12 protein-coding genes are annotated in these 12903 nt (G+C 73.8%); 7 read left to right on the top strand and 5 right to left on the bottom strand.

From position 1 onward, the window contains the following. Positions 1–25 precede the first annotated feature (25 nt). Together IEZ31_RS07250 and IEZ31_RS07245 are read left to right on the top strand one after the other, a co-directional pair. Entirely contained in the window at positions 26–1495 is a 1470-nt protein-coding gene (locus IEZ31_RS07250) for a glutamate-cysteine ligase family protein (protein ID WP_190248979.1), read from the top strand. Further along, positions 1489–2190 carry an enoyl-CoA hydratase/isomerase family protein gene (locus IEZ31_RS07245; RefSeq protein WP_190248978.1) on the top strand — a complete coding sequence of 234 codons (702 nt, stop codon included), beginning with the start codon at positions 1489–1491 and terminating at the stop codon, positions 2188–2190. Before IEZ31_RS07250 ends, IEZ31_RS07245 begins: the two co-directional genes overlap by 7 nt. Here IEZ31_RS07245 and IEZ31_RS07240 read toward each other — a convergent pair. The 3 genes from IEZ31_RS07240 to IEZ31_RS07230 all read right to left on the bottom strand — a co-directional run bounded on the left by IEZ31_RS07240 (position 2150) and on the right by IEZ31_RS07230 (position 5219). Then, a complete protein-coding gene (locus IEZ31_RS07240; RefSeq protein ID WP_190248977.1) occupies positions 2150–3196 on the bottom strand; it encodes an ABC-2 transporter permease in 1047 nt (348 codons plus the stop codon). The genes IEZ31_RS07245 and IEZ31_RS07240 overlap by 41 nt on opposite strands. Then, positions 3174–4427 (bottom strand): bifunctional glycosyltransferase family 2/GtrA family protein, encoded by a 1254-nt coding sequence (locus tag IEZ31_RS07235; RefSeq protein WP_190248976.1) that lies wholly within the window; start codon positions 4425–4427, stop codon positions 3174–3176. The genes IEZ31_RS07240 and IEZ31_RS07235 overlap by 23 nt, the downstream gene beginning before the upstream one ends. Positions 4428–4736: 309 nt before the next feature. Continuing rightward, positions 4737–5219 carry a winged helix-turn-helix transcriptional regulator gene (locus IEZ31_RS07230; protein WP_190248975.1) on the bottom strand — a complete coding sequence of 161 codons (483 nt, stop codon included), beginning with the start codon at positions 5217–5219 and terminating at the stop codon, positions 4737–4739. A 65-nt stretch (positions 5220–5284) separates the two neighbouring features. Between IEZ31_RS07230 and IEZ31_RS07225 the strand changes: the two genes are divergently transcribed. The 4 genes from IEZ31_RS07225 (at position 5285) to IEZ31_RS07210 (ending at position 9035) form a co-directional block, all read left to right on the top strand. Next, entirely contained in the window at positions 5285–5791 is a 507-nt protein-coding gene (locus IEZ31_RS07225) for a PaaI family thioesterase (protein WP_190248974.1), read from the top strand. Positions 5792–5857: 66 nt separating this feature from the next. Next, on the top strand, positions 5858–7840 hold the full coding sequence (locus IEZ31_RS07220; protein ID WP_190248973.1) for a glycosyltransferase family 39 protein: 1983 nt from the start codon (positions 5858–5860) through the stop codon (positions 7838–7840). Positions 7841–7979: 139 nt separating this feature from the next. Beyond that, entirely contained in the window at positions 7980–8324 is a 345-nt protein-coding gene (locus IEZ31_RS07215) for an EAL domain-containing protein (protein ID WP_190248972.1), read from the top strand. A gap of 9 nt (positions 8325–8333) precedes the next feature. Beyond that, positions 8334–9035, top strand: coding sequence for an NRDE family protein (locus IEZ31_RS07210; RefSeq protein WP_190248971.1), 702 nt, complete (start codon positions 8334–8336; stop codon positions 9033–9035). On the opposite strand, the gene IEZ31_RS07205 is transcribed toward IEZ31_RS07210, so the two are convergent. Beyond that, positions 8994–9773, bottom strand: coding sequence for an SDR family NAD(P)-dependent oxidoreductase (locus tag IEZ31_RS07205; protein WP_190248970.1), 780 nt, complete (start codon positions 9771–9773; stop codon positions 8994–8996). The genes IEZ31_RS07210 and IEZ31_RS07205 overlap by 42 nt on opposite strands. Further along, a complete protein-coding gene (locus tag IEZ31_RS07200; protein ID WP_190248969.1) occupies positions 9770–10402 on the bottom strand; it encodes a DUF998 domain-containing protein in 633 nt (210 codons plus the stop codon). Before IEZ31_RS07200 ends, IEZ31_RS07205 begins: the two co-directional genes overlap by 4 nt. A 93-nt stretch (positions 10403–10495) precedes the next feature. On the opposite strand from IEZ31_RS07200, the gene IEZ31_RS07195 reads away from it, so the two are divergent. After that, positions 10496–12903: DUF4011 domain-containing protein (locus tag IEZ31_RS07195; protein ID WP_190248968.1), on the top strand; the 2408-nt coding region annotated here is incomplete at its 3' end.

The raw sequence follows: 12903 nt of genomic DNA, 5'->3' as shown, positions 1-12903 counted from the left end.
CGGCACCGTGTGGAGGTGGCATCCCATGGGCAAGGACGTCGAGACGCGCGAGTTCAGCCGCGAGGACCGCATGCGGTACCGGGACAAGGTGCGCCAATGTCTCGACGCCTTCGCGCGGATGCTCGCCGACTCCCCGTTCGAGGACGGGCGCGGGATGAGCGGCCTGGAGATCGAGCTGAACCTCGTCGACGAGGACTACGACCCGGCGCTGCGCAACCAGCGGGTGCTCGACGCGCTGGCCGACCCGGCGTTCGTGACCGAGCTGGGGCAGTTCAACATCGAGATCAACGTGCCGCCGCAGCAGCTCCAGCAGGACGGCCTGGCCAGGTTCGAGGCCCAGGTGCGGGAGAGCCTCAACGCCGCCGAGGAGCACGCCGCGAGCGTGGACACCCGGCTGGCGATGATCGGGATCCTGCCGACCCTGCGTCGCGACCAGCTCACGCCCGACGTGCTGAGCGCCAACCCGCGGTACGCGCTGCTGAACGAACAGATCTTCACGGCGCGCGGCGAGGACCTGCTCATCGCCATCGACGGGGTCGAGCGACTGCACGTGCGGTGTGACTCCATCGCGCCCGAGGCCGCCTGCACCTCGGTGCAGTTCCATCTGCAGGTGGCGCCGCAGCAGTTCGCGGCGCACTGGAACGCGGCCCAGGCCGTCGCCGCCGCGCAGGTCGCGCTCGGCGCCAACGCGCCCTTCCTGTTCGGCCGGGAGCTGTGGCGGGAGACCCGCATCCCGCTGTTCGAGCAGGCCACCGACACCCGCGCCGAGGAGCTGAAGTCGCAGGGCGTCCGGCCGCGGGTCTGGTTCGGCGAGCGCTGGATCACCAGCATCTTCGACCTGTTCGAGGAGAACGTGCGGTACTTCCCCGCCCTCCTGCCGATCTGCGAGGACGAGGACCCGATCGCCGCCCTGGACGCGGGCGAGGTGCCGCGGCTCGGCGAGCTGCGGCTGCACAACGGCACCGTCTACCGGTGGAACCGGCCCATCTACGACGTGGTCGACGGGCGCCCGCACGTGCGCGTGGAGAACCGGGTCCTGCCGGCCGGCCCGACGGTCGTCGACAGCATGGCCAACGCCGCCTTCTACTTCGGGCTCGTCCACCGCCTCGCCGAGCAGGACCGGCCGGTCTGGACGCAGATGTCGTACGGGGTCGCCGAGGAGAACTTCCACACGGCCGCCCGGCACGGCATCGACGCCGTGCTGTTCTGGCCCGGCCTCGGCTCGGTGCCGGTGACCGAGCTGGTGCTGCGCCGGCTGCTGCCGCTCGCCCACGAGGGGCTGGACGGCTGGGGCGTCGCCCCGGCGCACCGCGACCGGCTGCTCGGCATCATCGAGCAGCGCTGCCTGGCCCACCGCAACGGCGCCGCCTGGCAGGTCGAGACCGTCCACGCGATCGAGGGCGCGGGCCCGGTGGGCCGGGACGACACGATGCGCAAGCTGCTGCAGGAGTACCTTCCGAGGATGCACTCGAACGTCCCCGTCCACGAATGGTGAGCCTGGTCCTCGAACAGGCGGGCCCGGTGGCCACGATCGTGATCACCAACCCGGCCAAGCGCAACGCGATGACCGCCGACATGTGGCGGGCCCTGCCGCCGCTGCTCGACGGCCTGCGCGACGACCCTTCGGTGAAGGTCGTGGTCCTCGCCGGGGCGGGCGGCACGTTCTGCGCCGGCGCCGACATCACCGAGGCGGCCCTGATCGCCCGGGACGGCGACGACAGCCTGGCCGCGCGGGCCGAGCTCGCGCTCGCCGACTTCCCGAAGCCGGCGATCGCCAAGATCGAGGGCTTCTGCGTGGGCGGCGGCTGCCAGCTCGCGGTCGCCTGCGACCTGCGGTTCGCGACCGCCGACAGCCGGTTCGGGGTGACGCCGGCCAAGCTCGGCATCGTCTACCCGCCGTCGACCACCCGCCGGCTGGCCGCCCTGGTCGGGCCGGCGCGGGCCAAGCTGCTGCTCTACACCGCGGAGCTGATCGACGCGCCGACGGCCCTCGCGTTCGGCCTGATCGACGGGCTCCGGGATGCCGACGAGGTCGCCGCGACCATCGCTCGGCGCTCGCAGCTGACCGTCCACGCCGCGAAGGCGGTCCTGGCCGGGCGCGCGGCACCCGCGCAGGACGAGAAGGAGCTGGCCGAGGGGATCGCCGCGTTCAGCGGGCGACGGGCACCAGACTTCGGCTGGGCGGGATGACGACCCGCTGCGGCTGGGCGATCCGGGCCACCACCAGCGTCGCGGCGACGCCCACCAGCGCGTAGCCGCCGAGCACCAGCGCCGAGCGGCCGACGCCGACGCCGTCGAAGTACACGATGCCGCGGATCGCGTCGGTGCCGAGCCCCGGCGGCAGCCACGGCCCGATCGCCCGCCAGAAGGGCGGCAGCAGCGGCGCCGGGTACGCGCCGCCCGCGCTCGGGTTGCCCAGCACGACGAACAGCAGGACCGCGAGCCCGGTGCCGACGAAGCCGAACGCGGCCTGCAGCGCCATCGCGAAGCTGCCGGCGGCGAACACCAGCAGGGCGCCGAACCACCACAGCTGGGCCAGGTGGTCACCGACCGCGCCGAACAGGCTGCCGGCGATGAGTGCGCCGCCGAGGCCGGAGAGCACGCTGTACAGTAGGAGCGCCCCCAGCCGGATCGCCGCCCGGTGCGGGTTGGCCGGCCGCGCCCCCTTGCTGGCCCCCAGCGCGACGGCGACCAGGTAGCCGCCGACCATCCAGCCGAGCGCGAGGTAGAACCCGCAGAGCCCGCGGGCGTCGCCGAGCAGGGCCGGCTTCGTGTCCTCGGTCGTGAACGCCCGCTCCTGCTGGTCCTCGATCGGCGTGAAGATCTGGACCAGCGCCTGCCCGACGCTGGCACCCGCGCCGCTGGCGATGATCAGCCGGTCGGTCGCGTCGTCGGCCGAGACGACGAACGCCCCGTAGACCTCGCGGCGGTCGATCATCCGCCGCGCCGACTCCTCGGTCGGCACGGCCCGCGCGTCGAGCGGCACGCCGGGCAGCTCGTTGAGCTGGGTGACCAGGCCGCTCAGGGCCGGCGCCGGGGCGGTGACGGCAACGGGGATGCGGTGCGGGGTCGGCTCGTGGAAGGCCCCGATGTAGCTGGCGACGAAGCCGAGCTGGAGGGCGAGCACGGCGAGGACCAGCCCACCGGCGCGCGGCGTGACGCCGTCGCGCAGTTCATGAAGAAATCCCGCTTTCACCGCTTTTGACGCTATCGTACTGGCGGAAGACCCACACCCGCATCAGCACGAATCGCAGGACCGTCGCGGCGAGATTGGCTGCCACCAGTACCGCCAGCTCCACGGCGTGCCCGCGACCCGGCGCGACGGCGTTCAGCGCGGCCAGCGACCCCGAGGTCACGGCGAGCCCGAGCAGGAAGAGCAGCAGCCCCTGCACCTGGTGCTTGACCGCCTGGTCGGCGCCCCGCACGGCGAACGTGAGCCGCCGGTTGAGCGCGGTGTTGCCGATCGCGGTGGCGAGCAGCGCGACGAAGTTGGCCGCCTGGGCGCCGATCGCGGGCCGGGCGAGGGCGTAGAGCAGCAGGTAGGCGATCGTGGACGCGACCCCGACGGCGGCGAACCGCACGAGCTGCCGCGGCATCCCGGCCGGCACCCCGGCGGCGACGAGCGGCTCCCGCCCGAACCTGGTGCGCAGCGCCTGCAGCGGCAGCGTCCCGTTGAGCAGCCCGCGCCCGAGCCGGGCGATACCTCTGAGGTCGGCGACCGCGGTGGCGACGATGTCGACCCGGCTGTCGGGGTCGTCGACCCAGTCCACCGGCACCTCGTGGATGCGCAGGCCGGCCCGCTGGGCGAGCACGAGGACCTCGGTGTCGAAGAACCACCCGGTGTCCTCGACGAGCGGCAGGAGCTGCTCGGCGACGTCCTTGCGGATGGCCTTGAACCCGCACTGCGCGTCGGAGAACCCGACCCGCAACGTGCCGCGCAGCAGCAGGTTGTAGCTGCGCGAGATGAACTGCCGCTTGGGCCCGCGGACGACCCGCGAGCTGCGGGCGAGCCGGGTCCCGATGGACACGTCGGAGTGCCCGCTCAACAATGGGGCGACCAGCGGCAGCAGGGCGTTGAGGTCGGTGCTGAGATCGACGTCCATGTATGCGAGCACGGGTGCGTCCGACTCGGTCCAGGCCCGCTTGAGCGCTCGTCCCCGCCCCTTCTCGCCGAGGTGCAGCACCTCGACACCGGGGAGCGTGCGCTTGAGTTCGGCGGCGACCTGGAGCGTCCCGTCCGTGCTGGCGTTGTCGGCAACGGTGATCCGAAAGGGGTACGGGAAGCTCTCGCTCAGGTGGGCATGCAGCCGCTCGACGCACGGCCCGAGGTCGCGCTCCTCGTTGTGGACGGGAACGACGACGTCGAGGACGACGGCGGTCCGGCTCGCGCCGGCAGCCGCGGGCCGCGTGAGGGTTTCTGTGCTCATGGCGTCAAAGGTCGGCGGCCGACCTTCCGGGACCTTGTGCCGAACCTGTGCCCACCCTGTGAACTGCTGCGCGCCGCTGCCCTGGCGGCCGCCGTTCGTCCTGGTCGCGCTGCGCTTCCGAAGACGTTGGTCGATGCGTTCGACCGCCTTGCGGGTGCGCGATGGGTCCGGCCAGACGTTGGTCGATCCACCCTCGTGTCGATCACCGTTCGCGAGGGTGGATCGACCAACGTCTTCGAAACGCCGCACGGGTCGGGCGGAGCGGGCCCCGGCGGCGCGGGCGGGAACGGCGCGGGCGGGAGCGTGGCGTCAGGCGGCCGGAGTGCGGCGGCGGGCGCCCGGGCCGGGCTGGGGGAGTACGTCGCGGGGCGATACGTCCGAGTGGCCCTGATCACACACCAGCACGGCGTGCACCGTGCCGCCGCAGCCGCGGTGGACCGTCTCCAGCGGCGGCCCGCCCGGATCGGCCAGGTACCGGTCGCCCCACTCGCGCACGGCCACCAGCAGCGGATACAGATCGAAGCCCTTCTCCGTCAACCGGTACTCGTCGCGGGCCCGCGAGCCCGGTTCCCGGTACGGCACCCTGCGCAGGACGCCGTTGTCGACCAGGAGGTTGAGGCGGTTCGTCAGGACCTGGCGGGGGATGCTCGTCCGCTCGCGCATGTCGTCGAAGCGGAAGATGCCGTTGAAGACCTCGCGCAGCACCACGATCGTCCAGCGTTCGCCCAGAATGGCCATCGCCCGGCCTATCGTGCAGTTGTCGACCGACCAATCGAGTGCCGCAGGTCTCATTTTTCCAGGCTATCCCGCGGCTGGGTCTGGTTGACAGATCCAGCACTCGCCGGGACCCTGCGTCTATGACGCAGACTCAGCCTGGGGTTCGCAGCCGTACCTTCGAGTGGTCCGATCCTATGCTCAACGCGGCCGAGCTGGGCCGGCGGAGCGGACTGGAACTGCTGCAGGCCATGGGGCGCGGCGAGCTGGCCGCGCCGCCGATCATGCACCTGCTCGGGTCGGGGCGGCTGGAGGCCGAGCACGGGCGGGTCGTGGTGACGCTGGAGCCGCAGGAGTACCACTACAACCCCCTCGGCAGCGTGCACGGCGGCGTGCTGGCGACGCTCCTGGACACCGCCGCCGCCTGCGCGGTGCACTCCACGCTGCCGGCCGGCGTGGGGTACACCTCCCTCGATCTCACGACCAAGTTCCTGCGGCCGGCGGCCATCGCGTCCGGGCTGCTCACGTGCGAGGGCACGGTGATCTCGAAGGGGCGCCGCACCGCCCTCGCCCAGTCGCAGATCACCGACGCGCGCGGCTCGCTCGTGGCCCACGCCACGTCGACCTGCATGCTGTTCGACCTGCAATAAGCGTTCCCAGCCGGCACACAGCCCGTCCGCAAGGTCCGGACAGGGTCGGCCCGCACCGTAGGCAGCATGACGACCACGCTGACCCCTCCGGCCGCGGTGCCCACGGACCGCCCGCCCGCCGGCAAGCCCGCCGACCCGGTCTGGGTCCGCCCCGCGCTCGCGCTGCTGCTGCTCGCGACCGGCGTCCTGTACCTCTGGAACCTCTCCGCCTCCGGCTGGGGCAACGCCTTCTACGCGGCGGCCGCCCAGGCCGGCGGCGAGAGCTGGAAGGCGTGGTTCTTCGGCTCCTCCGACGCGTCGAACTTCATCACCGTCGACAAGACCCCGGCCGCCCTGTGGGTCACCGGGCTGGCCGTGCGGATCTTCGGGCTCAGCTCGTGGAGCATCCTGGCCCCGCAGGCGCTCATCGGCGTGGCGACCGTCTGGCTGCTCTACCTGACCGTCCGCCGCTGGCACGGGCCCGTGGCGGGTCTGCTGGCCGGAGCGGTACTGGCGACGACCCCGATCGCCGCGCTGATGTTCCGGTTCAACAACCCCGATGCGCTGCTCATGCTGCTGCTGGTCGCCGGCGTGTACGGGATGGTGCGCGCGCTGGAGCGGGCCGGCACCTGGTGGCTGGTGTTCGCCGCGTCCGCCGTCGGCCTCGGCTTCCTCACCAAGATGCTGCAGGCGCTGCTCGTGGTGCCCGCCTTCGCCCTCGCGTACCTGCTGTTCGCGCCCACCGGCTGGGGCCGCCGGCTGGTCCAGCTGCTCATCGCGGGCGCGGCGCTGGTCGTGTCGGCCGGTTGGTGGGTCGCGATCGTCGAGCTGACGCCGGCGTCCTGGCGGCCGTTCATCGGCGGCTCGCAGGACAACTCGATCCTCGAGCTGACGCTGGGGTACAACGGCTTCGGCCGGCTGACGGGCAACGAGACCGGCAGCGTGGGCGGCGGCCAGGGTGGCGGCTGGGGCGAGACGGGCTGGTCGCGGCTCTTCGACGGCCAGGCCGGCGGGCAGGCGTCGTGGCTGCTCCCGGCGGCGCTGATCTTCCTGGTCGCGGGCCTGGTCTGGTCGAGCCGGCGGGCCGCGTACGTCCTCTGGGGCGGCTGGCTGGTCACCACCACGGTCGTCTTCAGCTCCATGCAGGGCATCTACCACGACTACTACACGGTCGCCCTGGCTCCCGCGATCGGCGCCCTGATCGGCATGGGTACCGCGACGCTCTGGCGCCGCCGCGCCGACCTCTTCGCCCTGCTGACCCTCGCCGGCGCGGTCGTCATCACCGCGGTCTGGTCGTTCGTCCTGCTCAACCGCAGCGCCGACTTCCACCCCTGGCTGCGCGTCGCGGTCCTGGTGACGGGCCTGCTCGGCGCGGTCGGCATCATGCTCAGCGAGCAGCTCGGCCGCCGGCTGGGCCTGGCCACCGCGGCGGCCGCGCTGTTCGCGCTGCTGGGCGGCCCGGTCGCGTACACCCTGAACACGGTCGCCACCCCGCACACCGGCTCGATCGTGACGGCGGGCCCGGCCGTGGCGGGCGGCTTCGGCGGCATGCGAGGCGGCTTCCCCGGCGGCTTCCCGGGCGGCGGAGGCTTCAACGGCGGCTTCGGCGGCACGAACGGCGGCCTCCCCGGCGGCGTTCCAGGCGGCGCGAACGGCGGCGCGACGGCGGGCGGCGGCTTCGGCGGCATGCGCGGCGGCGGCGGCATGGGCGGCCTGCTCAACGCCACGACCCCGAGCGCCGAGCTCGTAAGCCTGCTCAAGACCAACGCCGACCGCTACACCTGGGTCGCCGCGGCGGTCGGCTCGAACAACGCGAGCGGCTACCAGCTGGCGACCGAGGAGCCGGTGATGGCGATCGGCGGCTTCAACGGCAGCGACCCGGCCCCGTCACTGGCGGCGTTCCAGCAGTACGTGCAGGAGGGCAAAATCCACTACTTCATCGGCGGCGCGGCGTTCGGCGGCCAGAGCAACGGCGGCAGCAGCGTGAGCGCCGAGATCGCCGAGTGGGTGGCCGAGAATTACACGGCCCAGACCGTCGGCGGCACCACGCTCTACGACCTGACTCCCTGACGCTGCTCCCCCGGAAACGGAGAGCCCGGCGCCACGCGGCGCCGGGCTCTCCGCTTGCGTGGTCTTCGTCGCCGCGACCCGGGGGCGTGGGAAGCGTCACGTTCTGTAAAGAACGCTGCGGCGAAGAGTGGCCAACCTGGTGACAACAGCCCGCGCCGCCTGGCGATGGTCGCCGACCGGCGCGAGGCCGTCCAGCGCCACGACCTGGTCGTGGTGTTCCAGCCGAAGCTGGAGACGGCGACCGGGCCTGCAGCGGATCGCCGTCGACCACCGGGACCGGGCCGTGGTCCGCTCGGCCGTCCAGCTCGGGCACGCGCTCGACCTGATGGTCGTCGCCGAGGGCGTCGAGGACGAGCAGACCCTCGCCCACCTGCGGCAGGAGGGGTGCAACCTGGTCCAGGGGTTCCACATCTCGAAACCTCTGCCGGCGGACGAATTCGCGGAATGGCTGACCGCCCGAGTGCCGTCGTTCGGCGGGGCTTAACGTTCGTCCATGTGCACCGTGCTCCTCCGGTTCGACCCCGACAGCCAATGGCCGGTCCTGCTGGCCGCCGTCCGCGACGAGTACCTGGCCCGCCCCTGGGAGCCACCCGCCGAGCACTGGCCCGGCCGCTTCGGCGGCCGTGACAGCACGGGCGGTGGCACCTGGCTCGCCGTCGACCCGCACCGCCCCGGGGTCAACGCGCTGCTCAACGGATTCCCGCCGCTGCCGGCGCTGGGCGACCGGCCGACCCGCGGCGCGCTGCCGCTGAACGCGGTGCCGGACGACGACGTCCTGCGCACGTTCGACGCGTTTCATCTGGTCCGGGCCGAACCCACCGAGGTGGCGCTGATCTCGTGGATCGGTGCGTCGATCGAGCGGCGGCTCCTCGAGCCCGGCGACCACGTGATCGTGAACCAGGGCCTCGACGTCAACGACTTCGCCCCGCTGCGCGCGGCCGCGACCCCCGACCCGAAGCCCGGCCTGCCCACCGCCGAGGCGTGGGGCGACTGGGTCGGGCTGCTGTCGGGCGGCGAGTTCACCGGCGCCGCGCCGCGCTCGCTGCTGATCCGCAAGGAGATCGACGGCCTGGAGTACGGCTCCGGGTCGGCCGCCCTCGTCGCCATCGGCGAGGCCGGCGTCCGCTACGACTTCACCGCCAACCCGGGCCCGTCAGCGCTCTGGCGCGAGATCCCCCTCACCGACGGCGCGTAGCGAGGACTCCCACAGCCGGCGCGCCCGGTCGGCGCTGGTCGACCGGGGCGTGGCGAAGAAGGGCTGCCGCAGGAAGTAGTACCCGCCCGGGGCCAACTCCCCGGGCGGTGCCGTCGCCAGCCAGACCAGCGTGTCCGCGGCTCGGGCCGGGGACAGGTACAGCGGCTTGCCCAGCACGAACAGCGGGCTGGTGCCGGCGAACCGGCTGCGCACCAGCCCGGGGAAGAATGCCACGGGCAGGATCCCCCGCCCCGCCCACCGCCTCGCGGCCTCGCGCGTGAACAGCAGGTTGGCCTGCTTCGACCCGCCGTACGCCAGCCAGCGACTCCGCGTCGTGCGCAGCGGCTCGTCGACGTCGAGCACGCCCCAGGCCTCGGCGAGCGAGGCGGTCGTGACGATCCGGCCGGTTGCGGCGAAGCGGTCGAGCAGCAGGTGGGCGAGCAGGAACCCGGCGAGGTGGTTGACCCGGATCGCCGTGGTCCCGCCGTACAGCCCGCCGGCGTTGTTGACGAGCACGTCGACCGGCTCGTCGATCCGGTCGGCCGCCCGGCGGACCGCGCCGAGGTCGGCGAAGTCGGCCCGGATGGCGGCGGCCGCCCCCACGGACTCCCTGGCCGCCGTGAGCCGCCGCTCGTGGCGGCCGAGCAGGATCACCCGGTCACCGCGCTCGGCGAGCAACCGCGCCGCGGCCAGCCCGATCCCGGCGCTGCCCCCGGTGACCACGACCGTCCGGCTCACGGCTTGCCCCGCAGGTGCAGCGCGGCGGTGGCGACCAGCCACGCCGAGACGGCGACGAGCGAGGCCCGCTCCATGAGCCCGGTGAACAGCCCGCGCCCGGCGAACGCAATCCCGGCCGCCGACAGGATCAGCGGCGGGTACGCGAGGACGACGGCGAGCCGCGCGGCCCGCCGCAGCGCGCTCGGGTCGGGCTGGACCGCGTAGATCAGGATCACCAGCGCGATGAGCAGCAGCGCCCCGATCGCCCCGCCGGCATGGACGAGGTCGCGGGCGGTGGGCGTCTCGTAGGGCGGCAGCGGACACCCCGGACTGCAGCTCACGGCCCCGGCCACCGCCGCGAGCGGCGCGGCGGCGGCGAGCGCGAGCCCGCCGAGGAACGCCCAGTGCCCGACGACCGGCAGCCCGGTGGCCCGGGCGGTCCGCCACGCGGGCACGCTGAGCAGGGCGATCGAGGCGGCGAGCAGGATCATGCTGACCCGGTACAGCCCGGCGTGGGGCGCCCCGGCGACGCCGGACTCGCTGACGTACCGGAACGGCTCGGACCCGGCGACGGAGATCGCCAGCCCGCCGGCCCCGACGGCGGCCAGCAGGGCCGACCCGCCGGCCAGCCACCGCCGATGCGCGCTCACGGCTCAAGCCTAATGAGGGCTCGGAGGTGTCGAGTATGCGGCGAAGCGGCTCAGCGTATGCACGAAGGGGTGCAATGGCGCTACCCTCCAGCCGTGGAGTACACCACGACCGGCGACTCCCGGGCGGAGCTCGTGCAGGCGGCCGCCCGGCGGTGGCGGTCGCAGCTGATCGACCTCGGCGGGCGCAACACGCTGCTCTACTACCGTGACCTCCGCGCCGGCACCCTCGATCTCTCGGCGGCCGACAGCGTCGCCGTGGAGGCGCTGCTCGGCGGGCGGACCCTGCCGCTCGGGCAGCTGTTCCCCGACCGGGAGCAGCACGCGGCCGCGATCAAGCGCGCCCGCACGATCCGGAACAAGGCGCGCGAGCTCGCCGAGGAGCGCGGCATCGAGACCTGCTTCGCGGCCATCGGCAGCGCCACCTGGCACGCCGCGCCCGGCAGCGGGGCCGCGCCGTCCGCGCCCGTGCTGCTGCGCTCGGCGCAGCTGCGGGCCCGCGGGGCGGCCGAGGACGACTTCGACCTCACCCTGCAGGGTGACCTGGAGCTCAACCCGACGCTGCTGCAGCTGCTCGACGAGGACTTCGGGGTCCGCGTCGACGCCGACGAGCTGGAGGAGCTCGTCAGCTACTCGGCCGGGTTCGACCCGCTCCCGCTGTACGAGCGGCTCACCAAGGAGGCGGCCGGCCGGGTCCGCGGCTTCGCGGTCAGCCCCCGGTTCGTGCTCGGCACCTTCTCCTACGCGAAGCTGCCCATGGTCACCGACCTGCGGGTCGCCGCGCCGGCCCTGATCGGGCACGACATCATCGCGGCGATCGCCGGTGACCGGGACGCGCAGGCCGGGCTGCGGCCCGCCGCCGGGATCGACCTGCGGGACCCGGACCTCATCCCGCCCGAGGACGAGTTCCTGGTGCTCGACGCCGACTCGTCGCAGAACTATGCCATCAATGCGGTCCTGGCGGGGCAGCACAGCGTCATCAAGGGCCCGCCGGGGACGGGCAAGAGCCAGACCATCGCCAACCTCATCGCCTCCCTCGTGGCGCGGGGCAAGCGGGTGCTGTTCGTGGCGGAGAAGCGCGCCGCGATCACCGCCGTCACCGACCGGCTCAACCGGCGCGGCCTCGGCAACCTCGTGATGGACGTCCACGACGGCACCACGTCCCGGCGCAAGGTCGCGGCCGACCTCAAGGCCGCGTTCGACTCCGCCGCCCGCATCGCCCAGCCCGACCTCGCGGTGCTGCACGAGACGCTGGCCGCCCGGCGGGCCGCGCTCAACGACCACGACGAGGCCCTGCACCAGGTGCGGGAGCCGTGGGGCGTCAGCGCGTACCAGAGCCAGAGCGCCCTGATGGCGCTGTCGTCCGTGGTGTGGCCGATGACGGCCGTCCGGCTGCGCGGGCCGTCGCTCGCCGGGCTCGACGCCCCGGCCGCCCGGCGGGTCCGCGAGCAGCTGCGCGACTACGCGACGCTCGGCGGGTTCACGCTGACCGAGCAGCAGTCCGGCTGGGCCGGCGCCGCCGTGCACAGCCCGCAGGACGCCGAGGCCGCGTTCGACCTGGCCGAGCGGATCAACGAGCAGCTCCTCCCGGCCGCCCGCCCGGCGCTCAAGTACGTCGGCGACGGCACCGGGCTGCGGGCGCCGAACGACCTCAACGGCTGGCGGCAGCTGTTCGGCCTCCTCGACGCGGTCGCGGCGACGCTCGCCCACTTCCGCGAGGACGTGTACCGCACCGACCTCTCCATGCACATCGCCTCGGCCGCCGACCGGGAGTGGCGCCGGGCGCACGCCGGGCAGCCCGGCACCGACGCCGGCTGGCTCACCCGCCGCCGCATGCGCAAGCAGGCCGCCGAGCTGTGGCGCGGCCCCGGCACGCCCGGCCGCGAGCAGCTGTTCAACGGGCTGACCGCCGCGCTCGCCCAGCGGGAGCAGTGGGCCCGCGCCGCCGTCGACCGCGGGTTGCCCCGCCTGCCGGCCGAACTGGGCCGGGCGCGCGCCGCCTTCGACCAGCTCGACCAGGCCGTCGGGCAGCTCGCGCGGTTCGTGCCGCGGCTGCCGCCGGGGCTGACCGAGCTCGGCCGGGCCGTCGCCGCGCTGGCCGCCGACGAGCGCACGCTGCGCCGGGTGCCGCGGCTCAACGAGCACGCGGCCGCGTTCGCCCGGCTCGGCCTCGACCCGCTGGTGGCCGACCTGGCCGCCCGGCGGCCCGACGCCGACCTCGCCGGCGCGGTCTTCGACGCCTGCTGGCACGCCTCGATCCTGCAGCACCTCAACTTCACCGACCCGCGCATCGGCGCCTTCGACGGGCCGCTGCACGGGCGGACGGTCGCCGAGTTCCGCGACGCCGACCGGCGGCACATCGACGCCACCGCGACCCGGGTGCTGCGCGCCGTGGCCGAGCACATCACGCGGGCGCGCGACGAGTACCCCGACGAGAGCCGCCTGGTCGAGCACCAGGCCAACCTCAAGCGCCGCCACCTGCCGATCCGCCAGCTGTTCGCGAC

It is taken from the genome of Dactylosporangium sucinum, assembly GCF_014647515.1.
Classification (GTDB): Bacteria; Actinomycetota; Actinomycetes; order Mycobacteriales; family Micromonosporaceae; genus Dactylosporangium; species Dactylosporangium sucinum.
Note: the sequence above shows the minus strand (reverse complement) of the source record. Positions and strands in the feature narration are given on the sequence as shown.

What these genes read in the sequence shown, in the direction of transcription:
- IEZ31_RS07250 (WP_190248979.1), top strand. Translation starts at nt 26, where the DNA reads ATGGGCAAGGACGTCGAGACGCGCGAGTTCAGCCGCGAGGACCGCATG.
- IEZ31_RS07245 (WP_190248978.1), top strand. Translation starts at nt 1,489, where the DNA reads ATGGTGAGCCTGGTCCTCGAACAGGCGGGCCCGGTGGCCACGATCGTG.
- IEZ31_RS07235 (WP_190248976.1), bottom strand. Translation starts at nt 4,427, where the DNA reads ATGAGCACAGAAACCCTCACGCGGCCCGCGGCTGCCGGCGCGAGCCGG.
- IEZ31_RS07230 (WP_190248975.1), bottom strand. Translation starts at nt 5,219, where the DNA reads ATGAGACCTGCGGCACTCGATTGGTCGGTCGACAACTGCACGATAGGC.
- IEZ31_RS07225 (WP_190248974.1), top strand. Translation starts at nt 5,285, where the DNA reads ATGACGCAGACTCAGCCTGGGGTTCGCAGCCGTACCTTCGAGTGGTCC.
- IEZ31_RS07220 (WP_190248973.1), top strand. Translation starts at nt 5,858, where the DNA reads ATGACGACCACGCTGACCCCTCCGGCCGCGGTGCCCACGGACCGCCCG.
- IEZ31_RS07210 (WP_190248971.1), top strand. Translation starts at nt 8,334, where the DNA reads ATGTGCACCGTGCTCCTCCGGTTCGACCCCGACAGCCAATGGCCGGTC.